15 protein-coding genes are annotated in these 22,503 nt (G+C 72.8%); 3 read left to right on the top strand and 12 right to left on the bottom strand.

Annotation, left to right across the window (positions count from 1 at the left end):
• The first annotated feature begins 38 nt into the window (after positions 1-38).
• The gene (locus tag ABIE67_RS29685; protein ID WP_370264179.1) at positions 39-1,292 is read left to right on the top strand and encodes a hypothetical protein; all 1,254 of its coding nucleotides are present in this window, start codon (positions 39-41) and stop codon (positions 1,290-1,292) included.
• Between the two features lie 4 nt (positions 1,293-1,296).
• Here the strand turns inward: ABIE67_RS29685 and ABIE67_RS29680 are convergent, their stop codons facing one another.
• The 4 genes from ABIE67_RS29680 to ABIE67_RS29665 all read right to left on the bottom strand — a co-directional run bounded on the left by ABIE67_RS29680 (position 1,297) and on the right by ABIE67_RS29665 (position 7,061).
• Positions 1,297-2,616 carry an Nramp family divalent metal transporter gene (locus tag ABIE67_RS29680; protein ID WP_370264175.1) on the bottom strand — a complete coding sequence of 440 codons (1,320 nt, stop codon included), beginning with the start codon at positions 2,614-2,616 and terminating at the stop codon, positions 1,297-1,299.
• Positions 2,617-2,790: 174 nt separating this feature from the next.
• On the bottom strand, positions 2,791-3,273 hold the full coding sequence (locus tag ABIE67_RS29675; protein ID WP_370264169.1) for an ATP-binding protein: 483 nt from the start codon (positions 3,271-3,273) through the stop codon (positions 2,791-2,793).
• A 77-nt stretch (positions 3,274-3,350) separates the two neighbouring features.
• Positions 3,351-4,268 carry an anti-sigma factor RsbA family regulatory protein gene (locus tag ABIE67_RS29670; RefSeq protein ID WP_370264164.1) on the bottom strand — a complete coding sequence of 306 codons (918 nt, stop codon included), beginning with the start codon at positions 4,266-4,268 and terminating at the stop codon, positions 3,351-3,353.
• Positions 4,269-4,685: 417 nt separating this feature from the next.
• Positions 4,686-7,061: a LuxR C-terminal-related transcriptional regulator gene (locus tag ABIE67_RS29665; protein WP_370264158.1), complete on the bottom strand. Its 2,376-nt coding sequence runs from the start codon at positions 7,059-7,061 to the stop codon at positions 4,686-4,688.
• Positions 7,062-7,438: 377 nt separating this feature from the next.
• Here ABIE67_RS29665 and ABIE67_RS29660 point away from each other — a divergent pair, with 377 nt between their 5' ends.
• Positions 7,439-8,788 (top strand): M14 family metallopeptidase, encoded by a 1,350-nt coding sequence (locus ABIE67_RS29660; protein ID WP_370264153.1) that lies wholly within the window; start codon positions 7,439-7,441, stop codon positions 8,786-8,788.
• Here ABIE67_RS29660 and ABIE67_RS29655 read toward each other — a convergent pair whose 3' ends face one another.
• From ABIE67_RS29655 to ABIE67_RS29630, 6 genes are all read right to left on the bottom strand, one after another.
• A complete protein-coding gene (locus ABIE67_RS29655; protein WP_370264148.1) occupies positions 8,789-9,343 on the bottom strand; it encodes a hypothetical protein in 555 nt (184 codons plus the stop codon). It abuts the gene before it with no gap.
• A 108-nt stretch (positions 9,344-9,451) separates the two neighbouring features.
• Positions 9,452-11,017 (bottom strand): AAA family ATPase, encoded by a 1,566-nt coding sequence (locus ABIE67_RS29650; protein WP_370264143.1) that lies wholly within the window; start codon positions 11,015-11,017, stop codon positions 9,452-9,454.
• A gap of 156 nt (positions 11,018-11,173) precedes the next feature.
• A complete protein-coding gene (locus tag ABIE67_RS29645) occupies positions 11,174-11,782 on the bottom strand; it encodes a hypothetical protein (RefSeq protein WP_370264139.1) in 609 nt (202 codons plus the stop codon).
• Positions 11,779-12,117 (bottom strand): hypothetical protein, encoded by a 339-nt coding sequence (locus ABIE67_RS29640; protein ID WP_370264134.1) that lies wholly within the window; start codon positions 12,115-12,117, stop codon positions 11,779-11,781. Before ABIE67_RS29640 ends, ABIE67_RS29645 begins: the two co-directional genes overlap by 4 nt.
• Positions 12,114-13,898 (bottom strand): hypothetical protein, encoded by a 1,785-nt coding sequence (locus tag ABIE67_RS29635; RefSeq protein WP_370264130.1) that lies wholly within the window; start codon positions 13,896-13,898, stop codon positions 12,114-12,116. Before ABIE67_RS29635 ends, ABIE67_RS29640 begins: the two co-directional genes overlap by 4 nt.
• A 63-nt stretch (positions 13,899-13,961) precedes the next feature.
• Positions 13,962-14,495 (bottom strand): hypothetical protein, encoded by a 534-nt coding sequence (locus tag ABIE67_RS29630; protein WP_370264124.1) that lies wholly within the window; start codon positions 14,493-14,495, stop codon positions 13,962-13,964.
• A 208-nt stretch (positions 14,496-14,703) separates the two neighbouring features.
• Between ABIE67_RS29630 and ABIE67_RS29625 the strand changes: the two genes are divergently transcribed.
• A complete protein-coding gene (locus ABIE67_RS29625) occupies positions 14,704-16,620 on the top strand; it encodes a caspase domain-containing protein (RefSeq protein WP_370264121.1) in 1,917 nt (638 codons plus the stop codon).
• Here the strand turns inward: ABIE67_RS29625 and ABIE67_RS29620 are convergent.
• Positions 16,601-20,851 (bottom strand): CHAT domain-containing protein, encoded by a 4,251-nt coding sequence (locus ABIE67_RS29620; protein ID WP_370264117.1) that lies wholly within the window; start codon positions 20,849-20,851, stop codon positions 16,601-16,603. The genes ABIE67_RS29625 and ABIE67_RS29620 overlap by 20 nt on opposite strands.
• A 94-nt stretch (positions 20,852-20,945) precedes the next feature.
• Positions 20,946-22,433, bottom strand: coding sequence for a GntP family permease (locus tag ABIE67_RS29615; RefSeq protein WP_370264115.1), 1,488 nt, complete (start codon positions 22,431-22,433; stop codon positions 20,946-20,948).
• Positions 22,434-22,503: the final 70 nt, after the last annotated feature.

Raw genomic sequence — 22,503 nt, 5'->3', positions numbered from 1 at the left:
CCCTGACGACGCCAACCATGACGAACGGTGGTTTTGCCATGCCTGTGGAACACGACGAGGACCACTTCGAGGGGCGGCTCGGTCACGCCCTGCACGACGCCGGTGACCGCTTCGACACCGACCGGACCGCACTCGCCGCCGCCGGTCAGGTGCGGGGGCGGCGGCTGAGGCGGCGGCGGGCCACGGTGCTGGGGGGCGCGGCCGGGATCGTCCTGGTCGGCGTGGGCGGGGCACTGCTGGTGCCCTGGGGCGGCGCGCCCGCCCCGCTGCCGTCGGCCTCCAGCGTGGCCGGGCAGCCGTCCGGCACGCCGGCGCCGTCCGCCGCCCCCGTGACCGGCCGTGAACTCATCGAGACGCTCCAGGGGCTGCTCCCCGAGGGCGAGGTCAGCGAGCAGGTGGCGCGCGGTGGCGAGGACCCGCTGCGGCCGCCGTACGTCCATGTCGTGTACGACGACGGCAAGGGCCCCGGGGCCGTCGGCGTCAGCCTGGCCCGGGTCGAGCCCGGCAGCGACCGGGCCCGTGAGGCGGCCGACTGCCCGGACAAGGCGCTGGTCCCGTACGACAGTTGCGTCTCGACCCGGCTGTCCGACGGCTCGCTGCTCAGGCAGTTCCAGGGCTACGAGTATCCCGACCGGCGGGTCGACACCAAGCTGTGGTCGGCCGACCTGATCACCCCGACCGGACAGCACGTCTCCGTCAGCGCGTGGAACGCCGCCGCCGAGAAGGACGCGCCGGTCAGCCGGAGCGAACCTCCGCTGTCCGCCTCCCGGTTGAAGGACCTGGTGACCGCACCGGCGTGGCGCGGATACGTCGACTCCCTTCCCGAGGACCCGGAGAAGCCGGCGGCGACGGTCACGCCGAGCACCCCCGCCGAGCCGACGGTGGAGGCGATCCTCGGCACGCTCGTGCCGCTCCTCCCCAAGGACGCCGAGGTGGTCGAGAAGGGCGAGGACTACTCGTACCTCGTCCTCGACGACGGCAAGGGCAGGAGCTACGTCCAGATCAACGTCCAGCACGGCATGGGGGACGTCGCCGACGAGCTGCTCGGCGCCGACGCCGAGACACTGCCCGACGGCACCAAGGTCGGCTTCCGGGAGAACGGCGGTGACAAGGGCGTAGAAGGCGCCGTGATGTGGACCGTCGACACGGTGCGCACGGACGGCTTCCGTGTCGTCATCAGCGCCCTCAACGCCGGGACCCAGCACGACGCCCCCAGCCGCGAGACCCCTGCCCTGACCAAGGAGCAGCTCCGGGAGATCGCCCTCAGCCCGAAGTGGGAGCAGTTCCGCTAGGCCGTCAGAAGAACTCCGACCACGGCTGGTCCCAGACCTGCTTCACGCACAGCACCAGGAACAGCAGGCCCGCGACCGCCAGCATCACGTTGCTCAACGGGCCGTTGCGCCACTCCCTGGGTGTGCGGGCGGAGTTGAGGAGCCAGATCAGGGTGCCGGCGAGGAACGGGAGGAAGGCCGCGCCCAGGACGCCGTAGATGATGATCAGGCGGAAGGGCTCGCCCTGGAAGAGCAGGACGATGGGCGGGAAGGTCAGCCAGAGCAGGTAGGCGCGGAAGGGCCAGGAGCGCTCCCGCTCGCCCGAGGCGACCTCCTCGCCCTTCAGCTCCCCGCGGGTGCGGTAGCGGGTCACGAAGTCGGCGAACATCAGGCTCACGCCGTGCCAGACGCCGATGAGGGAGGTGAAGGAGGTGGCGAAGAAGCCGATCAGGAAGAACTTGGCCGTCGCCGAGCCGTACTCGTCCGCCAGGATGTCGCCGAGCTGGATCAGGCCCTTGTCGCCGCTCGCGATTGCGACGTTCGCGGAGTGCAGCAGCTCGGCGCCGACGAAGAGCATCGCGACGACGAAGACGCCGGTGGTGGCGTAGGCGACGCGGTTGTCGAGCCGCATGACCTTCATCCAGCCGGTGTTGGTCCAGCCCTTGGCGTTGACCCAGTAGCCGTACGCGGCGAGCGTGATGGTGCCGCCGACGCCGCCGATGAGGCCGAGGGTGTTGAGGATCGAGTCCTTCTCGTCCGGCAGGACGGGCAGCAGGCCCGCGAAGGCGTCCCCGAGGTTGGGCGTGACGCGGATCGCCAGGTACACCGTCACCACGAACATGACGCCGACCAGGACCGTCATGACCTTCTCGAAGACGGCGTACTTGTTGAACCAGACGAAGACCAGGCCGACCAGCCCGCAGGCGATGGCCCACCATTCGAGGTCCATCACGTTCGGGAACAGCGCCTGGAGCGGGAGCGCGCTCGACGACATCGCGGCCGCGCCGTAGACGAAGCCCCAGATCACGACGTAGACCGCGAAGAAGTACGTGGTCCAGCGGCCCAGACTCGCCCAGCCGTCGAAGAGGGTGCGGCCGGTGGACAGGTGCCAGCGGCCCGCCGCCTCGGCGAGGGAGATCTTGACCAGGCAGCCGATGATCGCGGCCCAGAGCAGGGTGTAGCCGAAGTTGCTGCCCGCGATGAGGGTGGCGACCAGGTCGCCGGCCCCGACGCCGGTCGCGGCGACGACGATGCCGGGGCCGATGTACCGCCAACTGGACTTGCGGGGGCGGGAGTCCGACTCCCCGGCCTGTGATGCCGCTGTGTTTCCCGTGGTGTCCGCCATGAGGGTCAAGAAAGCCCAAAGGCGCCGGGGCGACAAGAGGGCGTGCACGATCTCCACCCAATGTGCTCACCGGGGTTTGGGACGCGGAGGTGCGGGTCCCGGCGACTGGGCGTGCGCCGGGACCCGGGCTGTCGTTCCGGTGAGTCCACTGGTGACCTCCGGAACTCGCGGGTGCTACGACTGTCGCCGACCACAGTCGTCCGACCCGCACGTGCCGAGCTCGAACCACACGGTCTTGCCCGGCCCGTCCTGGTGGCAGCCCCAGCGCCGGGAGAGCGCATCCACCAGGAACATCCCTCGGCCGCTCTCCGAGGCCCCCGCGTCCAGCACTCTCGGCACGCGGTTGCCGTGGTCCCGGACCTCGCAGCGCAGGACCCCGTGCGCGGCGGACAGGGTGAGCCGGAAGCGGCTCGCCGAGTGCACGAGGGCGTTGGTGGCCAGCTCGCTCACCAGCAACTCGGCCACGTCCACCAGCCCGTCCAGGTCCGCGAGCCCCCACTCCTCCAGCTGCCGGCGGACCTCCGCCCGGGCCTCGCGGACCGCGGAGGGACGGGGGTCGTACTCGACGCTCAGATGGCCGGCCCCCAAGGGCGGTTGGGGATACGAACCGTACTGAAAACCGGGATCCGGGAAGCGCGCCCCGTAGAGGTGCAGCATGAGTCCAGGGTGGCGGGCGCGGGGGTACGGGCACACGGGGAGGAATACCCGATTCCATACCTGCGCCCGGGGCTTCGCTACCCGTACTGCAGCCGTACGCTCGTCCCCTCCCGGTCATCACGGACGTCGACGTAGGCGCACACCTGCCGGGCGAACCACAGCCCCTGCCCCGGTTCCAGTTCCGCGCTCGGCGGCGGTACGAAGCCGGCCAGCGGGTCGTCGACGCGGCGCGCGGCACGCAGTTCGCAGACGCAGGCCGGGGCCTCTCCCCACAGCAGGGCACCTTCGAGCGGTCCGACGGCGCTGGACGCCTCGGTGACGGCCGTCGCGAACAGCTCCGCGTCCGCGGCGGGCAGTCCCTGGACGGTCGCCCAGGTGCGTACGGTCTCGGCGCCCGGCGCCGCCGGGCCGGGCAGCCGCTCGGCGTCGGCGGGGGACGGTGGCAGCGGTACGGCGTCGAGCTCGGCGGCGAGCCGGAACGGGTCCTCGTACACCTCGGTGTCGGGGTGGGCCCGGCGGGCGGCGGCCACGACGGCCGGGCCCGCGACGCGCGTGTCGTAGGCGCACAGGGCCGTCGTCGCGAGCGGCGCGAACAGGAGGTTGGCGAGGGCCTCGTACCGGATCCACTCGGCGGCCTCCCGCGGCGAACGCCCCGCCCGGCCGCCCCAGACGGGTTCCATCAGCAGATGGATACGGCCCCCGGGCCCGGCGTTCGCCGCGACGTACCCGGCCCCCTGGGCGACGGCGTTGGCGGCGGACCCCGTGTACCACTCGGCATGCGGCACGAGACCGATTTCCTTGGCATCACTGCCGAGGGCGTCCCGCAGAAGGTCCAGGTTCCCGGGCGCGGCGATGGCGACGGGCGGGGGTTCACCGGGGCTGGCGAGGGCTTCGGTGACGAAGGGCAGGGCGGCGGCGAGGAACTCCTCGTCACTGGCGAAGACGGCGATGCGGTGGTCGAAGGGGGTGGGGGGTGGGGCGTGGTGGGTGGTCATGGGGGTGGTCTCCTCGGGATGGGGTGGTGGGGTGGGGCGTCGGGGTGAGGCGCGGGCCTTGCCGGGGGGGCGAGTGGTCGGTGGGTGGTCGGGCGGCCGGTGCTGGGGCGGGTCGTAGGCCGGTGGGGCGGAGGGCGGTCGGGGCCGGGTTCAAAGGCCGTCGTGGTCGGGTGGGTTGGCGGGTCGCGGTCGGGGCCGAGAGGCGCCACCAGGGGGGCGGGTTGTCGGTTCGTGGGGTCGGCGACCGTCGTGGCGGGTTCGCGCGGCGATCGCAGTCAGGCCGAAGGCCGTCGTACTCGGTCGTTCGGCGGTCGCAGTCGGGGGCTGTCGTGATCGGGGCCGGGGCCGGGCGGTGGATTCGGGGGGTCGGTGGGTCAGGGGCAGGCGGTGTCGGAGGGCTCGTCGGGGCGAGTGGGCTCAGCGTTGGGCTGTCATCCAGGCCGCGATCTGGCTGCGGTTGCTGAAGCCGAGCTTGCCGAGGATGCGTTCGACGTGGCCCTCGGCGGTGCGGCGGGCGATGATCAGGCGGTCGGCGATCTGCTGGTTGGCGAGGCCCTGGGCGACAAGTTCGGCGACCTCGGTCTCGCGGCGGGTGAGGTGGATGCCGGTCGGGGGGTGGGGGGATCCGGACCGGCCGCCGTTGGTCTCGCGGGGGCCGGTGTCGTGGACGGCGTAGTCGACGGTTTCCGCGAGGCCGGCGCCGAGGCCGCGGCCCCGTTCGTACGCCCGGCGGAAGCCGGGTGGGCCCAGCACCTCGCGTGACCGGGTCTCGCTGTCGCGCCGGGTGGCCTTGAGGGCCGCCGACCCCCAGCGGTCGCGGTCGACGCCGGCCCAGGTGTGGTCGGCGGCGCCGAGCAGGACCGCCGCGCGCTCGTGGGCGCCGGTCTCCGTTGCGATGCGGGCCAGGAGGTCGAGGGTGAGGGCCATGCCGATGACGTCGTGGACGGCGAGTTTGAGGCGCAGGGCGTGGCGGGCGTGGAGGTCGGCCTGCTGCCAGTCGCGCTGCACGGTGTGGGCGAGGGCGAGCATCCGCAGGACGTACGAGTGCACCCACTCCTCCCCGTGCCGTTCGCACATCCGGCGGGCCCGCTCGCAGACCTCGACGGCTCGGTCGGCCTCGCCCAGGAAGGACAGGGAGCAGGCGAGTTCGACCTGGTCGAGGCCGTACAGGCTGAGGTGCTGGCCGGGGACGGGGCCGCGGGCGACGCTCGTCTCGAAGTGCTGCAGCGCGGTCGGCAGGTCGTCCATGAACAGGGTGATGACGCCGATGACGTACTCGGCGTGCGCCGCCTCGGCCGCGTCGTCGAGGTCCTGGGCCAGGGCGCGGGCGTCCCCGGCGAGGGCGAGGCCCGCGGTGAGGTCATGGGTGGCGGCGGCGAGGAGCCCCGCGATCCACAGGCCGCGGGCCCGTTCCCGGGTCGGTTCCGGGTTGGCGGCGAGCGCGCGGTCGAGCCAGTGGCGGCCCTCGCGGGGGGCGCCGCAGGCGTGCCAGTAGAACCACAGGGTGCCGGCGAGGCGCAGGCCCGTGAGGCGTTCGCCCGGGGTGGTGAGGCTGAAGTCGAGGGCGGCACGGAGGTTGTCCTGGTCGGCACGGAGACGGGCGACGATCTCCCGCTGCCCCGGACCGAACCAGGCCCGCTCGCAGGCCGCGGCCCGCCGCAGCATCCAGTCCCGCTGGCGACGGCGGGCGGCGGGCTCCTCACCGGGCAGTCGGCGCAGCCGGTCCAGGCCGTAGTGGCGGAGGGTGTCGAGGAGGCGGTAGCGGATGCCGTCGGGGCCGGACTCGCGGGACAGTACGGACTTGTCGACGAGGCCGGTGACGGCGTCCAGGACGTCGTAGCCCCGCAGCGGTGCCGTGCGCCCGACGGGGGTCTCCTCCTCCGGCGCGGCCCCCTCCTGCGCGCACACCACCTCCGCCGTCTCCAGGTCGAAACTCCCCGCCAGCACCGACAACCGGGCCCACACCAACTGCTCCCGTTCGTCGCACAGTTCGTGGCTCCAGTCGACCGCCGCCCGCAGGGTCTGGTGGCGGGGCAGGGCCGCCGGACTGCCGCCGGTGAGGAGGCGGTAGCGGTCGTCGAGGCGGTCCAGGAGCTGGCCGACGTCGAGGACGCGCATGCGGACGGCGGCGAGTTCGATGGCGAGCGGGAGGCCGTCGAGGCGGCGGCAGAGGCGGGCGACGGCCCCGCGGTTGGCGGCGGTCAGGTGGAAGCCGGGGACCACCGCGGCGGCCCGGTCGGCGAAGAGGGCCAGCGCCGGGTAGCCCTCCGGGCTGGTGAGGTCGCCGTCCGGGTCGGGGACCGGCAGGGGCCGTACGTCGAGGAGGTGTTCCTCGGTGAGGCCCAGGCGGTGGCGGCTGGTGGCGAGGATCCGTACGCCGGTCGTGCCGTGCAGGAGCGCCGCGGCGAGTTCGGCGCAGGCCGGCAGCAGGTGTTCGCAGTTGTCGACGAGGAGGAGCAGCCTGCGGTCCCGTAACCGTTCCACCAGCGCCTGCAGCGGCGGCTGAGCGGAGTGGTCGTGCAGGTCGAGCGCGTCGGCGGCGGCGAGCGGGACGAGCGCCGGGTCGTCCAGGCCGGAGAGGTGCACGAAGCGCACGCCGTCCGGGAAGGTGCGCCGTACGGCGGCCGCGATGCGTGCGGCCAGGCGGGTCTTGCCGACGCCGCCCGGCCCGGTCAGCGTGACCAGCCGGGTCCTGGCCAAGAGCTCGCGTCCGGCGGCGAGTTCGCCGCGCCGGTCGACGAAGGTGGTCGTCTCCACCGGCAGATGGTGATCCCGTGGCGCTGATCCGCCCATGATCAGCCGTTCCTCTGGGGGGTGTCGTCGAAGGGAGCCGGGAGTCGCGAGTCGGGGCCCGGAATGGGGAGCCGGAGGGTGCGCCGGTCCCCGCCATGCCGCCGCTCCCACCGCTCCCCCCTTGCGCGGTTCCTCACCCTTCCCCGGTCCCGCGCAGGCGCGCACGCCCGGATCACACCCCCGGGTGGACTTCGTGCGGGAACGCTCCCCGCGGGGGCGGCGCGCGTACACTGCGCGGCTGATTTTCGAATGGTTCACGCCGCGACCAACGATCCACTCTTGACCTGCTCATGCCAGCGGCCCACGATGAGCGCCACACCCGCACCACGCAAGTACGTCGCACTGAACCCCACCCCCCACTCCCACAAGGAGACTTCATGCGACTTCGCATACGCGGCTCCGGCGCCCGCGGCGGCAGACGTACCGCCGCGCTCGCCGCAGTACTCGCACTCGCCCTCGCGGCGCCCCTCTCCGCGAACGTGTCCGCGAACGCCGACAGCACCGCCAAGGCGGCCCCTTCGGCCGACGACGTCCGGCAGTACGAGGTCCACATGCACTCGACCGCCAAGGACCGCACGGCACTTCAGCGGACGGGCGTGACCGTCGACGAGTCCCACGGCCACGGCGTCGTCGTCTCCGGCCGCGCGGACCAGATCAAGAAGCTGCGGGCGCTCGGCTACGAGGTCACCCCGCTCGGCGCGGTCCCCGACCGGTCCGCCGGCGAGGACGACGTCCGGCTCTACGACTTCCCGTCCGGCGACTCGCGTTACCACAACTACGCGGAGATGACGAGCGAGATCAACTCGCTCGTCTCGGCCAACTCCTCCATCGCGAGCCAGCGTGTCATCGGTACGTCGTACCAGGGCCGGAACATCGTCGCCATCAAGATCAGCGACAACGTGGGGACGGACGAGGCCGAACCGGAGGTCCTCTTCACGCACCACCAGCACGCCCGTGAGCATCTGACCGTCGAGATGGCGCTCTATCTGCTGCGCGAGCTGACCTCCGACTACGGCAGCGACTCCCGGGTCACCAGCATGGTGAACAACCGCGAGATCTGGATCGTCCCCGACCTCAACCCGGACGGCGGCGAGTACGACATCGCCACCGGTTCCTACCGGTCGTGGCGCAAGAACCGGCAGCCCAACTCCGGTTCGTCGTACGTCGGGACCGACCTCAACCGGAACTGGAACTACCGGTGGGGCTGCTGCGGCGGTTCGTCGGGGTCGGCGTCCTCGGACACCTACCGGGGCGCGTCCGCGGAGTCCGCGCCCGAGGTGAAGGTGGTCGCGAACTTCGTGCGCAGCCGGGTCGTGGGCGGCGTGCAGCAGATCAAGGCCGGCGTCGACTTCCACACGTACAGCGAGCTGGTGTTGTGGCCCTTCGGGTACACGTACTCCGACACGACGACCGGGACGACCGCCGACGACCGCAACGCGTTCGCCACGGTCGGGCAGAAGATGGCCGCCAGCAACGGCTACACGGCGGAGCAGTCCAGCGACCTGTACATCACCGACGGGTCGATCGACGACTGGCTGTGGGGCAGCCAGAAGATCTTCGGGTACACCTTCGAGATGTACCCGAGGTCCGGTGGCGGGGGCTTCTACCCGCCCGACGAGGTGATCGAGCGGGAGACGTCCCGGAACCGGGACGCGGTGCTGCAACTGCTGGAGAACGCGGACTGCATGTACCGGTCGATCGGGAAGGAAGCCCAGTACTGCAGCTAGTTACCTGGCGTCGGCTTCCTCGACGTCCACTTCGTCGGCGTCCGATGCCTCGGCATCCCCGTCTTCGAAGTACGCGTCGAGGACCGCGTCCAGCTGCTCGTCCCACTCCTTGAAGCGGCTCCTGGCCGTCGCCTCGATCTCGATCGGGTACCAGCGGCGGTCAGGAGTGTGCACCGTGACGGTGAAACGCTTCCCGAACCGCGGGGCCTCCGTCTCGACGGCGCCGATCTCGTCCCAGCGGAACTCGCACTCCTGGTCGTCCAGGGAGAGTCGGACGCCCTTGTGGTCGGCGACGATTCTGGCCCGGCGGTCCGCGGCCTCGAAGACAGGGCCGTCGGGGTCCGCCTCCTCCGACTCGTCGTCCGCCTCCTGCGGTAGGGCGTCCTCGACGGCCGTCTCCTCGGCGGACTCCTCGCCCACGGCGTCGGCGTCGGCCTCATCCCGCACGGCATCCTCCGGCTCAGCGGATGCGGGCGAGGTGAGTCCGGGGATGAAGGCCGGGTCGATCCCGGCGCCGTCCAGGGGCTTGCTGCTCGAATCTATGCGCTGCTCCACGCGGGAAGTATGGACGAAGATCCTGTGCCTGGCACAGCCAGCCCGGTGATTCGTCCCAGCCCTGTTACCCCGCCCCCGCCGTCACAGTCGCGTTCATCCGGACGCGACCTATTCGTCCATGAAGACGATCCGCCGCGTACGGCCCCCGTCCCCCGGCGCCGGAGTGACGGCGCCGCGTCCCGCCGGGACCGCGCGTTCCCGGCCCCAGGCGCGGATCTCCTCGATCTGCTCGGGGTGGACCACACTGAGGGGACGTACCTGGGCGAAGGTGTCCATGATGTACGAGTCCTTCAGCTCGGCGACGCCCCCGCTGATCAGCGCCTGCTCGCCGACGTCGCGCAGGGCGGCCTCGATGTCGGAGCCGGCGAAGCCCTCGGAGAGGTCGACGAGGCGGTCCAGCTGGTCGGTGTCGGGCTCGCCCTGGAGGTAGCGGCGGTAGTAGATGCCGATGATCTCCTTGCGGTCCTGGGCGTCGGGCAGATCGACGAAGAACAGCTCGTCGAAGCGGCCCTTGCGCAGGAGTTCCGGCGGGAGGCTGCGGATGTCGTTGGCGGTGGCGACGACGAAGGCGCGGGACTGGGACTCCTGGAGCCAGTACAGGAACTGCCCGATGATGCGCTGCGGCACGCCGGACATGTCGTCGCGGCCGGCGAGGCCCTTCTCGATCTCGTCGATCCACAGGATGCAGGGGGCGACGCGGTCGGCCATGGCGAGCGCCTCACGGAAGCGGCCCTCTGACTCGCCGAGGTACTTGCCGTGGATGCTGGCCATGTCCAGCCGGTACAGCGGCAGCGCCCACTCCTGGGCGATGGCCTTGGCGGAGAGGGACTTGCCGCAGCCCGGCACGCCGACGAGCAGGACGCCGCGCGGGGGCCGCAGGGCGGTGTTGCGCAGGTCCTTGGAGATCATCTGCTCCTTGCGCCGCAGCCAGGTGCGCAGCCCGGCCAGGCCGCCGATCGTGTAGTCGTCCTGCCGGAGCTGGACCCGCTCCAGGCCGGTGAGGTCGCTGAAGATGCGGTCCTTGGCCTGGGCGAGGCCACGGACGTCCTCCTTGCGGATGGAGCCCTTGGCGGCGACGGTCGCCATGAGGTTGACGCACTCCGCCTCGGTGACGCCGCTCAGGAACTCGGCGGCGCTGCGGGCGTCCTCCTCCGTCCACTCGATCGGGATGTGCCCGTGATGGTCGCCGAGGAAGCCGCTGAGGATGCCGTACATCTCGTCGGAGTCGGGCAGGTCGAGCTTCAGGCTCATGCCGAGGCGCTGCAGGCCGCTCCAGATCGGGGTGTCGGTGATCAGCACCATGCTGCCCATGTTGCTGTCGGCGAGGCGCGCGAGTTCGGCGAAGTGCCGGGTGACGGGGTTGTCCGAGTCGAGCTGGTCGGGGTCGACGAAGACGACGGTGGCGTTGGCCCGGCTGCCGAACTGCGCGGCGGCGAACTCCATGGCACCGGTGAGCGAACGGTCGTCCTGCACGGCCGCGTTGGTGCGCAGGTCGCGCAGGCCGGTGGCGCGCGTGTAGATCCAGAACGGCATGCTGCTGCGCCGCGACTGGGTGGCCGACTCGCGCAGCAGCCGCAGCGCGCGCTGCTGCTCTATGGTCCGCATGGCGATGACCGGGACGCGGGCGGAGATGTAGCTGTCGAGGTGGCTGAGGCTCTCGGCGTAGTTCGACATGAGGAGTGTGGGCCTTCGGGCTGGTGGGTCGGCGTGAGGTCGAGGGTGGGCCGGGCCTGCGATGCGGGCGATGGCCGTACGGCGGATCGGGGCCCGCTGGGCGGGCGCGGCAGGGAAGGGAGCCGCGCGACCGGCCGCGCCGACCGGCCGCCGGGCTCAGCCCGGCGCGATGCGGCGTCTCGGCGGCGCTGCCGGGTCGTACGCCCACGGATCGGGGGGTGCGGCCGGGGCGGAGTCCCGCGCCCCGGTGGCGGGCGGCGGAGCCGACGCCTGCGGCGGCGACTGATCCAGTACGACCGTCAGCGCGTTGTCCCGCAGGGCGCGGCGGCGGCGCTCCACGAGGCGGACGTCCGCGCCGCGGCGGAGTTCGTCGTCCAGGTTCTGCTCCAACTGGGCCTGCAGCTGCGGGATCTGCCGGTCGATGAGCTCGGTGAGCCGGGTGCGCAGGGACTCGGGCAGGCCCGGGTGGCCGGCCAGGGCGCGCACCGACCGCAGTCCGACGCGCGCCTGGGCCAGTTCACGGCCGTAGGAGAAGTCGTCGCGGGCCTGGCCCAGTGCCCGCACCAGCGCCTCGGCCCAGGCGACCAGGCGGGTGTCGAGGGCGCCGGTGAGGTGGTTGGTCAGCCGTACCCAGGTGTCGGCGTCGTAGTGCTCCTGGGTGAGCGTGGGCAGCGCGGCCGGGTCGACGGGCTCGAACGCCGCCCAGCGGCGCAGGAAGTCGACCCAGGCCTGGTAGCCGCCGCCGTCGCCCCACAGTCCGCTCACGGCGTGCTGCCGGGGCGCCGCACGACGGTCTCACCGGGCGGCAACGGCTCCCAGTCGGGCAGTCCCTCGACCACCCGGCGCAGCCTGCTGGTCACCCGCTCCTGCTGCGGGCGGCGGTGGGCCGCCCACGGGGAGGACTGGGCGCGCGCTCCGTCGGCGGAGGCGGCCCAGGGGTTCTCGCCCGCGGGCCGGGTGTGCGGCTGCGGCGGGACGGGGGCCGGCTGCGCGGTGGGGGGCTGCGGGGCCGGTTGCTGGGCCGGGGGGCCCGCGAAGGACCTCTGGGGCGGCTGTTGGCCCGGTTGCCACGGCTGCTGGTTGTCGTACGGCGTGCTCATCGCGTCGCGCCCTCTTCTTCCTTGTCCTTCCGTACCGTCCGCCCCTCGAACGGCGAGGCGCCCTCGCCCGCCGTCGGCAGCGAATTGATCAGCTCGCGCACCTCCGCCTCGACCTGGTCGGCGGCCTTGAACTGCTGATACCAGTCGGTCAACTCAGCTGAAGCGCCCCGCAGTTGGTGCAGGGGCTCGGTCTTGGCCTGTTCCAGGAGCCGGCGGGCGGCGTCCTGGTTGCGCTTGGCGGCCTGGGCGCCGTTGTGGATGATCAGGCCCCAGACGGCGCCGACGATCGCCGAGGCGCCGAACGCGAACCCGGGGAAGGACCCCGCGAAGAACAGCAGAATGCCGAGGATCACACCGATCAGGGGGGCGACCTTCTTCGCCATGGGATAGGCGAGCGAGGCGATGAACGGGCCCATGTGCTGGTCCCAGTGCCTGGCCAGGGACTCCTCCAGGGCCGCCAGCGGCTGGGTGAACGAACCCACCCACGGCGGCAGCTGGAAGGTCTGCGCGCCCACACTGTGCGCGGTGCCGAACTGGGCCTGCACGTCCTGCGGCACCGCCGACCGGTAGTCGCGGGTGTGCCCGGCGTGCGCCTGCTCGAACCACTCGTGGCAGGCGGCCACGGACAGCCGCTGGGTGGCCGGCGAGGTGCCGATGGCCTCCGGGTTGAGGGCCGCCGTGGTCTGCACGGTGAGGTAGTCGAGGGTCTCCTCGTACGACGCGGCGTCCGCGTCGGCGATCCGGCGGGCGGCGGTGAGGTCGCCGTCGTGGTTCACGACCGCCTGGTTGAAGGCGAGGTCGCGGCGCAGGGGCAGTTCCTCGTTGTCGTACTCGGAGACGAGGCGGTCCAGGATGTCGTCGACGGCGTCCTCGATGCGCTCGGACGGCGCGAACTCCCGGTCCATGATGGCCCGGTACTTGTCGAGCAGCGTCCGCTGACCGCGCGCGGCGGACATCACGGCGTCGAGCATGCCCCACTGCGGCGACACGGCGGCCAGGCGCGGGAACTCGCCCTGCGCGGACGGGCCGCGCAGCGTGTCGATCTCGTCGCGCCACCGCTTGACCTGTCTGGCCTGCGCGTCGGCGCTGTCCATCAGCTGGGCCCGCCACTCGGCGAGCGTCCGGTCGAGCAGGTCGCGGCCGACCGGCCCGAAGGCGCCCTGCGCGATGGCCTCCAGGATCACCGCGAACTCCCGGCCGAGCGCGGTCGGGTCCTGGGCCAGCAGATAGTGCCGCAGCCAGCGCACCGCCCCTTCCTTGCGGCCCTGGCGGCGCAGTACGAGGGCGAAGAAGAGCGAGGTGCGGTCGGGCGAGCGGCGGAACGCCTCGTCGACGCCCCGCTCGCACAGCGTCCGGTCGTCGGCCGACCAGGAGGCGAGCGCGACGAGGGCGGGTGCCAGCCAGTAGCGGGGCGTCTGGATCATCAGCTGGTCGCTGACCATCCGGACGTTGTCCTCCGACACCAGGCCGATGTCGAAGGCCTGGAGCATGCCGACCGCGGTGCGCCGGACCGTCTTGTGGTGACCGAACTCGTGGTCGATCTTGTCCTCGATGGCGCCGATCCGGGTCTCGGCGCGCTGCACGTTCGCCGTGGACTCGGCCTGCTTCACGAAGGCCAGGAACTCGTCGCGCAGCTGCTGGAGTTCGGTGCGCGTCTGGTGCTGGTTGGACTCGACGGTGGCGACCTGGCCGGACACCGAGCCGACCTGCTCGCTGAGTCTGATGACGAGGTTGTTGACCTCCTGCACCTGGCGGCGCAGCGTGTAGTCGACCTCGGACATACGGAACTCCGTTCAGATGCTGCCGTCTGCTGGTTGTGGGTGTGCGGGGTGGCGGAGCGGCCGTTACGGACGTACGACCGTGCCGTCCTCCAGCACCGGGAGGATCAGGCCGTCGCTGAACACCTCGACGAAGGCGTAGCCGCCGGAGCGGGCGAGCATCCGGGCGTTGGAGAACGGCTCGGGCATCGGCTCGGCCGGGGCGAAGTGCCGGGTGATGACACCGAAGACGTTGAGGATGTGGTCGACGTAGGGCGGGCCGAGGTAGCAGAGGGAGACGAAGCCGAGCGGTACCTCGCCGTAGGAGGTCGTGTACTGCTCCCTGACCCAGTCGGCGAGCGCACGGCAGGCCTGGTCGTCCAGGCCGGCGTCGATCCGCCGCATCGCGTCGAGCAGGTCCTTCGGGCGCGGCCGGTACAGCCCGGCCTGCACCCGGCCGGCCCCTGGGGCGCCGGCCCCCGTCCCCGTCCGCTGCTGCTGTGTGCCGCCGAGGTTGCCCACCAGACGCCGTCCGGCACCCGGGGACGACGCCGGCTGCGCCGGCTGCGGTAACTGCTGTCCCGGCCGCACGATGCGGCGCGGCCCCTCGATGTTCCCCATGTGTCCCCCGGAAGTCATGGGTGGTGCGCTGGTGCACCGGCGGATGACGGTCGCGTGGTGCACGGGAAGTGAAGAGTAGTGACGTCACGTCAATCGTGCGACCTCAATGGCCGATTGACCTGCGGGCGATCCAAACCTGCTCGGAATCTGCCCAGTTGACGATGGCTTGTCACCCGCCGTGCGGTTTGCGGCTGGCAGACTCCTCCGCATGGGGAAGATCCGCGCACTTCTGATCGCCATCGACGCCTACCCGGAGACCATCGCCCGCCCGCTGGCCGGCTGCGCCAACGACATCGCCGAGGCCCGCCGTCTGCTGACCGACCTCGCCGGCGACCGGGCCGACATCCGGGTCCTGTCGGACGCAGAGGCGACCGTGGCGGCCGTGGAGGAAGCGGTCGTACGCCACCTGGGAGCGGCCGGCGACGGCGACCTGGCTCTGCTGTGGTTCTCGGGGCACGGCACCCAGCAGATCGCCGTCGGGAGCGACCTGCGTATCGAGGCGACGGGGCTGAACCAGGCTCTGGTGTGCGTGGACGGGCCGCTTCTGGACAAGCGGCTCGGGGCGCTTCTGGAGGGGGTCGCCGCGGGCGGGGCGCGGGTGACGGCGGTCCTCGACTGCTGTCACTCCGGGGGCGCGACCCGGGTCGAGGACGCGGAGGCGACCGCGCGGTTCACGCCCCCGCTGCCCGGCTGGGACCTGGGCGCGGCGGCCCGCGACACCTCGGGCGGGACGCCCGTAGGGCATCTGCTGCTGGCCGCGAGCCGGCTCGACCAGCCGTCGTACGAGTGCTGGTTCGAGGGGCAGCGGCTCGGTGCCTTCACCCACGCGCTGATCAGCGCGGTGCGTACGGCCGGTCCGCGGGCCACCGCCCGCGAGCTGCTGGCCACGGCGGCGGCGCGGGTCCGGCGGGACGGGCGCGACCAGCAGCCGGTGCTGTACCCGGACCTGCCGGGTGGCGCGGCGGACCGGCCGTTCCTGGGCGAGGGGGTGGCCCGTACGCCGAGCCCGCATCTGCTGCGCTTCGGCCCGGAGGGCTGGGAGGTGGACTGCGGCAGCGGGCACGGGCTGCGGGACGGGGCCGGCGCGCGGGGCACGGAGTTCGCGGTGGTGGGCGGGCCGGCCTCCGGTGCCGGGCTCGTGGTGCGGGCCCGGGATGTGCGCGTGGACCGTACGGTGGTCGATCCGGTGGGGTGGGTGCCGGAGCGTGAGCGGGTGTATGCCGTGGCGCTGTCGGCGCTGGCGCTGCCGCCGGCCAGTGTGGTCTTCGACGGGCCCGCCGCTGTCGTACGGGAGTTGGCGCAGGTCGCGCAGGCGGCTCCGTTGCTGCGGACGGCCGACGGGCCCGAGAGCGCCGCCGATCTGCACTTCCGGGTGCGGGTGGGGGACGGTGTGGCGCGGGTGCTGCGGCGCGACGGGACGCCGTTCGTCGAGCCGTTGCCGTGCGGCGGGGCGGAGGACGCGCGGGCGGTCGTCGACGGCCTGGTGCATCTCACCCGCTGGCACCAGCTGCGGGACCTCGCCCCGCGGCCTTCCCTCCTCGACGGTCTCGTACGGCTGGAGATCGCGCCGTGGGACACGCCCGACGAGGTGCTGCGGCCCGGGGCGACCGGCGAGATCGTCGTCCCGTACGTCCTCGGGCCGGACGGGCCCCAGGTGCCCCGCCTCGCCGTCCGGATCCGCAACCAGTCCCCCGACCGGAAGCTGTGGTGCCTGCTGCTGGCCCTGACGGAGCGCTACGGCAGCCACGCGGTGCTGTATCCCGGGCACTTCGTCGGCCCCGGGCGCACGGGCCACGCGCTGGACGGCGACCCCGTGCACCTGTCCCTCCCCGCGGACCTCCCCGCCGTACCCGGGGCCGAGCACCGCGACTGGCTCCGGCTGATCGTCGCGGAGGGCGAGCTGAACACGGTTCCCTTCCAGCTGCCGGTCTGGAGCCCTCGGACGCCGAGTTCACGCGACGACGAGGTCGCCACCAGGGGCGTGCTGCGCCTGAGCCCGCCTCAGCCGGCTCACGGCCACCGGGACGTGGGCCCGGCCCCCGGTGGCGGTCCCGGCCGCTGGACCGCCCTGACCGTGCCGTTGCGCACGCTGGTGCCGGGGCCGGTCACTGCCCCAGGTGGGTGAAGCCGGCCCAGGCGCTGAGGTCGTGCGGGTCGATGGCGCGGACCCGGGCGGCGAGGGTGGGCGGCATGCCGTCGGGGAGTTCGCGGTCGGGGTCGATCATCCACAGCTGGGCGCGCCGCAGGGCCTTCGCCGGGGGTTCGTCGTGGGTGCGCAGGAAGTGGTGGGTGACGTACATCAGCACCGAGGTGGCCTCGTCCGGGACCGGCCAGAGCGAGCCGATGACGGAGCGGGCACCGGCGACGAGGAAGGCGGTGGCCAGGGTGTACGCCTCGTTGTGGCCACGGCCCGAGACATGGCTGCGGCAGGCGGCGAGCAGGACCAGGCCGAGCCGTCCGCCGTCGTCCCCGCTCACGGCCTCGGTGAGCTCCTCGGCGGCCAGCCGGCCCCCGCTGAGGGAGAGGTAGGCGCTGCGCCGGGCATTCTCGGCGACGGCGGCATGGCAGGCGAGGTGCAGTACTCCCCCGTCGCCCTCGCCGCGCAGCCACTCCAGGACCTCGCGCGGGGTGCCCGCGCCGTCCGCCTCGCCCGTCGCACGGCGGCCGAGGAAGCGGCCCCGCGCATAGAAGGCGCGCTGTACGGCGTCGGCCTCCTCACCCGCGTAGTACAGGTCGCCGGTCGGGTTGCCGACGACGAGGGCCGTGCCGGTGTGCGGCACGGCGGGCCGGGCGGCGACCTGGCAGAGGAGGCGCGCGGAGGCGGCGTAGGAGATCTCGGCGGCCTGCAGGGCGTAGCGGCGGCCCCTGGGGCCGCCCGACTCCCAGGCCGCGTGCCAGGGCACCAGACCGAGGGCGCCCATCGGCACCAGCACCAGCCGGGGCGCTCGCCCCCGCGGCATCTCGAACGCCTCCAGCAGGGGCCGCATCGCCGCGTACCAGGCCCACCCGCACAGCCGGTCGAGCTGTCGGCGCAGCGGGGGCGGGGCGTCGGCCAGGTGGGCCTCGGAGGCGAAGCCGGGGACGGGTCCGAGGTCACGGCCGGGGGCCGGCGCGGTGGCCGGCTCCCGGGTGCGGCGTCCCGTCGGCGCGTACTCCTTCAGCGGGGCCGCCTCCTCGGTGAGCGTCGGCAGCGGTACGGCGTGCACCGCCCCGCCCGAGGTGACGACGACCGCCGTGCCGGCCACGTCGTCCGAGGCCGGGACCAGGTACACCAGCGCGTCCTTGCCCACGGCACGCAGCGCGCGGCCGATCTCCTCCGGGGCGGGCGGATCCAGGAGGGCCGCCTGCGGGGCGTCGGCGGCGGTGAGGGCGGCGAGGACCCGGCGGCGCAGGGAGCTGGGCACGGACAGCGGGCCGCGTACGGCGGACAGGGGGTCGTCCGGGTTCTCGGCGGCGGACGCGCCGGAGGCGTGCCACTCCTGCGCGAGGTCGGTACGGCCGGCCGCGGCGAGCATGTCGGGGACCGTCGAGGACGTGGTCGCGGCGTGCAGGACGAGGCCGCGGCAGGCGTCGAGGGCCTGGAGTGCCTCTTCGGGACGGTCGTCCTTGAGGCACCAGCCGGCCACCTCCAGGGCGGACGCGGTGGCCTGTGCGGCGGCGAGCGCCACGTGGTCGGTGCCGGACTGGAGCAGGGCGGCCCAGGTGTGGCCGCGCAGTGCGTCGAGGCCGGTGCGGCGGGCGCCGGCGCGGTCGCGGCGGTGCAGGTCGTCGCGGGTGCGGTAGGCGCGGGCGAGGGCCAGGCCGGTGTCGGCGTAGAGGCGGTGTTCGGGGCCCTTGGCCTCGGCGAGTGCCCCCTCCAGGAAGGTGATGCCGCGGGCCAGCCGCTCGCGTCGGCGGACCCGGTCGAGCTGCATCTCGGCGAGCATGCAGTTCCCGGCGCCCAGGCAGTTGGCGTACCGCAGGCGGCTGTCGCTGCCCGGGTCGGACAGGTCGTGGGCCTCCTGGACCAGGCCCATCGCCTCGATGAGGCCGGGCCCGTCCTGCGCCCGGGCGGCGCGGCCGAAGCGGGTGATGCCGTTGTCGCCGAGCACCCAGGCGCGGTGGTCGCGGGGCAACCGGGCGGCCTGACGGCGCAGTTCGGCGATGCCCGGGCGGCCGGCGAGCGGGGGCAGCGGCCGGGCGCCGAGGTTGCGGGCGAGGTGGTCGCGGGCGGTGCGCGCGTTCTCGGTCAGCGTGAGGATCTCGATGCGGGAGGGGTTCTCGTCGCTCATCTCGGCATGCCCCTCCGCGAGTCGCGCGAGATAGCGGTCGGCGGCGGCCAGGTCGCCGCGCCGGATGGCCGCCTGTGCGTCGAAGGAGGCCTGCTGGAGGTCCATGGCGTGGCGGGTGGACGACGGCAGCGCGGGGTCCTCGCGCAGCCGCCGCCAGGCCTCGCCGGCCGCCTCCATGTCGTCGGCGCCGCCGCCGGTCTGGCCGCGCTGGGCCTGCGCCATGAGCCGGGCGAGGGCCAGGTCGTGCCCGCCCGTGTTGCCCGCCGCCTCCGCCAGGTCGAAGTGGGCGAACGCCTCGTCGAGGCCGGTGCCGGAGCCGGCCATCGCCTCGCGCAGCAGCGACGTGCCGACGACGGCGTGCGCGTGGCCGCGCCACTGCGGGTCGTGCTCGGCGCGCTGGAGCACGGCCTCGGTCAGCTCGCGCCGGTGCTCGGCCGTGATGTACGTGCCGTCCGGGTCGACCATGGTGAGGCTGCCCAGCATGGTCGCGGCGAGCTGGGCGCGCGCGGCGCTGCCGGGCTCCGTGCCACGCAGCATGGCGAGCGCCTTCTCGAAGCCTTCGATGCGTCGTCGGCGGCCCGTCATGTCCCGTCCGATGCCGGGCAGATGCTCGTCCTCACCGAAGTCGAGGTGGGAACGGCCCTCCCGCACGTCGTCGACCAGCGAGCTGATGGCTCCCTGCAGCGTCTCGATGTCGAGCCCCTCCGGCACTCCGCCGGCCTGCGGCAGGAGGCCGTGGTCGGCGAGGGTGAAGCGGGCCCAGCTGTCCAGCATGCGGACCGACTGGATCAGTTCGGGATCGCTCCGCTCACCGCCCGGGTCGTGTGGCGGGGCAGGCGGGACTTCGCGGACACGGCCCAGGACCAGACCGGTGGCCTCCAGCACGTCCTGGGCGCGCCGCGGATCGGGGTCGTCCTGGTAGCGGGCCTGCTGGAACATCGCGAGCACCACCGCGGTGCGGGTGATGTCACCGTCCCGGCCCGGCTCCCATTCGGCCACGGCCCGCCGGACCAGCGCGACGCCCCGGTCGCGCCCGGCGTCGTCGTCCCGGGCCGCGGAGCGTTCGTACAGCAGCCGTCCGAAGGCGTCGAGGTACTGGGCCGGCAGCCGGTCCTCGGCGCCGGATTCGGCGAGCAGGCGGGTCAGTTCGACGTCGGCCGCGGCGCCGTGTCCGAGGTCCTTCCAGCCGGACCAGATCATCACGCGGATGAAGACGCTGTTGACCTGCGCCTCCCAGGCCCAGCCGGGCATCGGGCCGCCCGCGTTCCGGAGTTCGGTGAGGGCCGTTCCGTAGGCGTCGCGGGCCGCCTCCAGTTCGTCGCGGTCGAAGGTGGCGCGGCCGTGCAGCATGAGGGCGAGGGCCATGCTGTGCCGGACATGCGGTACGTCGGTGGCGGGATGGCCCGCGTCCAGGACGGCCCGGTACTGGCGGGCGGACTCGGCGGCGTCCGGGGCGCTTTCGTGGCGGGTGGCGCGCTGCAGGTGGAGGAAGCCCAGGGAGGCGCGCAGCTCACTCTCCTCGGCACTGCCCGCGGCCACGTCGGCCACGGCGTCCGTGTGCCGGCGCAGCGCCTCGTCGAGCAGGGCCGCGGCGTCCTCGTCCGGCGTGCTCCGCAGATAGCGGATCTTGGCGCAGGAGGCGAGGAGTTGCCGCCCGAGTGCGCGTACGTCGTCCACCTCGGGTTCGTCGGGCGGTAACGCGTTCATGCCGGTGCTCAGCAACTGCCAGCTCTGCTCCAGGAGTTCGGGGCTGTCGTCCACGTCGTACTGCATGGCCCGGAGGTGGCCGTACATGATCCGCCAGACGGACCACACGCCGTCCTCGCCGTCCTCGCCCGCCCTGCGGAAGGCGTGCGCGAAGCCTTCGACGGCCAGGTCGAGATCCTCGTCCGCCCCGCCCAGGAGGTGCAGCCGATAGCTCAGCTCACCGGCGTGACCGCAGAGCAGGGCCGCTTCCGGATCGTCGGACGACAACCGGGCGAGCCGGTCGAGGACTTCGTCCCGCTCGGCTGCGAGGTCGGCGACCAGGGCGCTCGACTCCGCGTCCACCGCTCCGGAGCCGGGCAGGTGAGGAGGCTGCGGCATGGGCTCAACCTTCCCACCGCCGCCTCCGCCCTCACAAGCCCGGCCCGTTGGTCCCCGGGCATCACAGCCCCGTTCGCAACCCCCCCGACGAGACCTACACGAACAGGCTCAACACCGCCGCCACCACGAACCCGGCCACCGACAGCACACTCTCCAGCACCGTCCACGTCTTCAACGTGTCCCGCTCGCTGATGCCGAAGTACTTGGCGACGATCCAGAAGCCCCCGTCGTTGACATGGGAGGCGAAGATCGAGCCGGCCGAGATGGCCATGATGACCAGGGCGACGAAGGGCTGGGAGTGGTCGCCCTCGGAGAGGAGGGGGGCGACGATGCCCGCGGTGGTGACGATCGCGACCGTGGCGGAGCCCTGGGCGACGCGGAGGACCACCGAGATCAGGTACGACAGGACGATGACCGGCAGGCCCACGTCGTTGAAGGTGTCGGAGAGGGCCTGGGCGACGCCGCTGGCCTTGAGGACGGCGCCGAAGACGCCGCCCGCGCCGACCACCAGGAGGATGTTGCCGACGGGCTTCAGGGACGACGTCGACACCGTCTCCAGGGACTTGCGGGACCAGCCCCGCCGGATGCCCAGCAGGTAGTAGGCCAGGAGCACGGCGATCGTCAGGGCCACGAACGGGTTGCCGAAGAACTCGATCACCGAGCGGAGGGTGGAGGGGTCCAGGGCGATCGAGGAGAAGGTCGCGGCCAGGATCAGCACCAGCGGCGTCCCGATGATGCCGAGGACCGTGCCGAGGGGGACGGGCTTCTCCTGGGGGTCGACGCCGGCGGCCCGCTGCTCGGCGAGGACCGCCTGCTTGGCCTCGTCGGCCGCCTCGACCATGTCCTGCGGTACGGCCACGAAGATGCGCTTGCCGATCCAGGCGGAGAACGCCCACGCGGCCAGCACCGCCGGGATGCCGCAGACGACGCCCATGAGGATGACCCAGCCCAGCTGGACGTGGAGGAGACCGGCGGCCGCGACCGGGCCGGGGTGCGGGGGCAGGAAGGCGTGCGTCATCGACAGGCCCGCCAGCAGCGGCAGACAGTAGAGAAGGATGGACTTGCCCGAGCGCTTGGCAGCGGCGTACACGAGCGGCGCGAGGACGAAGATGCCGACGTCGAAGAAGACCGGGATGCCGAAGATCAGGCCGGTCAGACCCATGGCGAGGGGGGCTCTCTTCTCGCCGAACAGGTTCAGCAGGCGGGATGCCAGCACCTCGGCGCCACCGCTGACTTCGAGGATCGCGCCGAGCATGGTGCCCAGGCCGATGATGATCGCGACATGGCCGAGGATGCCGCCCATGCCGGACTCGATGGTGGACACCGCGTCCGACCGCTGGACGGTGCCGAAGAGTTCGGTGACCGACAGACCCGCCATCAGACCGACGGCTATGGAGACGGCGAGGAGCGCCACGAAGGGCTGCAGGCGCGTCTTGATGATCAGGAAGAGCAGCAGCGCGATGCCGATGGCGGCGACCGTGAGCAGTCCGGCCGTACCGTCGACGAGGAGGAGCAGTCCGCCGGTGTGGGGTGGTGTCCCGGCTGGGGCGGATGCGGCGAGCGGAAGGGAGAAGGGGGACATTCGGAGGTCCTCGCGGTAAGTACATGAAGCTTTCGGGCAGGGGGGATCGCGGCATGGCGTCCCAGGAATG

It is taken from the genome of Streptomyces sp. V4I8 (genome assembly GCF_041261225.1).
Classification (GTDB): domain Bacteria; phylum Actinomycetota; class Actinomycetes; order Streptomycetales; family Streptomycetaceae; genus Streptomyces.
The sequence above is the reverse complement of the archived record's forward strand: the minus strand, read 5'-3'. Positions and strand labels throughout refer to the sequence as shown.

Bases quoted from the DNA above. Each gene is read 5' to 3' on its own strand.
- ABIE67_RS29685 (WP_370264179.1), top strand. From the start codon at position 39: ATGCCTGTGGAACACGACGAGGACCACTTCGAGGGGCGGCTCGGTCAC.
- ABIE67_RS29680 (WP_370264175.1), bottom strand. From the start codon at position 2,616: ATGGCGGACACCACGGGAAACACAGCGGCATCACAGGCCGGGGAGTCG.
- ABIE67_RS29675 (WP_370264169.1), bottom strand. From the start codon at position 3,273: ATGCTGCACCTCTACGGGGCGCGCTTCCCGGATCCCGGTTTTCAGTAC.
- ABIE67_RS29670 (WP_370264164.1), bottom strand. From the start codon at position 4,268: ATGACCACCCACCACGCCCCACCCCCCACCCCCTTCGACCACCGCATC.
- ABIE67_RS29665 (WP_370264158.1), bottom strand. From the start codon at position 7,061: ATGGGCGGATCAGCGCCACGGGATCACCATCTGCCGGTGGAGACGACC.
- ABIE67_RS29660 (WP_370264153.1), top strand. From the start codon at position 7,439: ATGCGACTTCGCATACGCGGCTCCGGCGCCCGCGGCGGCAGACGTACC.
- ABIE67_RS29650 (WP_370264143.1), bottom strand. From the start codon at position 11,017: ATGTCGAACTACGCCGAGAGCCTCAGCCACCTCGACAGCTACATCTCC.
- ABIE67_RS29640 (WP_370264134.1), bottom strand. From the start codon at position 12,117: ATGAGCACGCCGTACGACAACCAGCAGCCGTGGCAACCGGGCCAACAG.
- ABIE67_RS29635 (WP_370264130.1), bottom strand. From the start codon at position 13,898: ATGTCCGAGGTCGACTACACGCTGCGCCGCCAGGTGCAGGAGGTCAAC.
- ABIE67_RS29630 (WP_370264124.1), bottom strand. From the start codon at position 14,495: ATGGGGAACATCGAGGGGCCGCGCCGCATCGTGCGGCCGGGACAGCAG.
- ABIE67_RS29625 (WP_370264121.1), top strand. From the start codon at position 14,704: ATGGGGAAGATCCGCGCACTTCTGATCGCCATCGACGCCTACCCGGAG.
- ABIE67_RS29620 (WP_370264117.1), bottom strand. From the start codon at position 20,851: ATGCCGCAGCCTCCTCACCTGCCCGGCTCCGGAGCGGTGGACGCGGAG.
- ABIE67_RS29615 (WP_370264115.1), bottom strand. From the start codon at position 22,433: ATGTCCCCCTTCTCCCTTCCGCTCGCCGCATCCGCCCCAGCCGGGACA.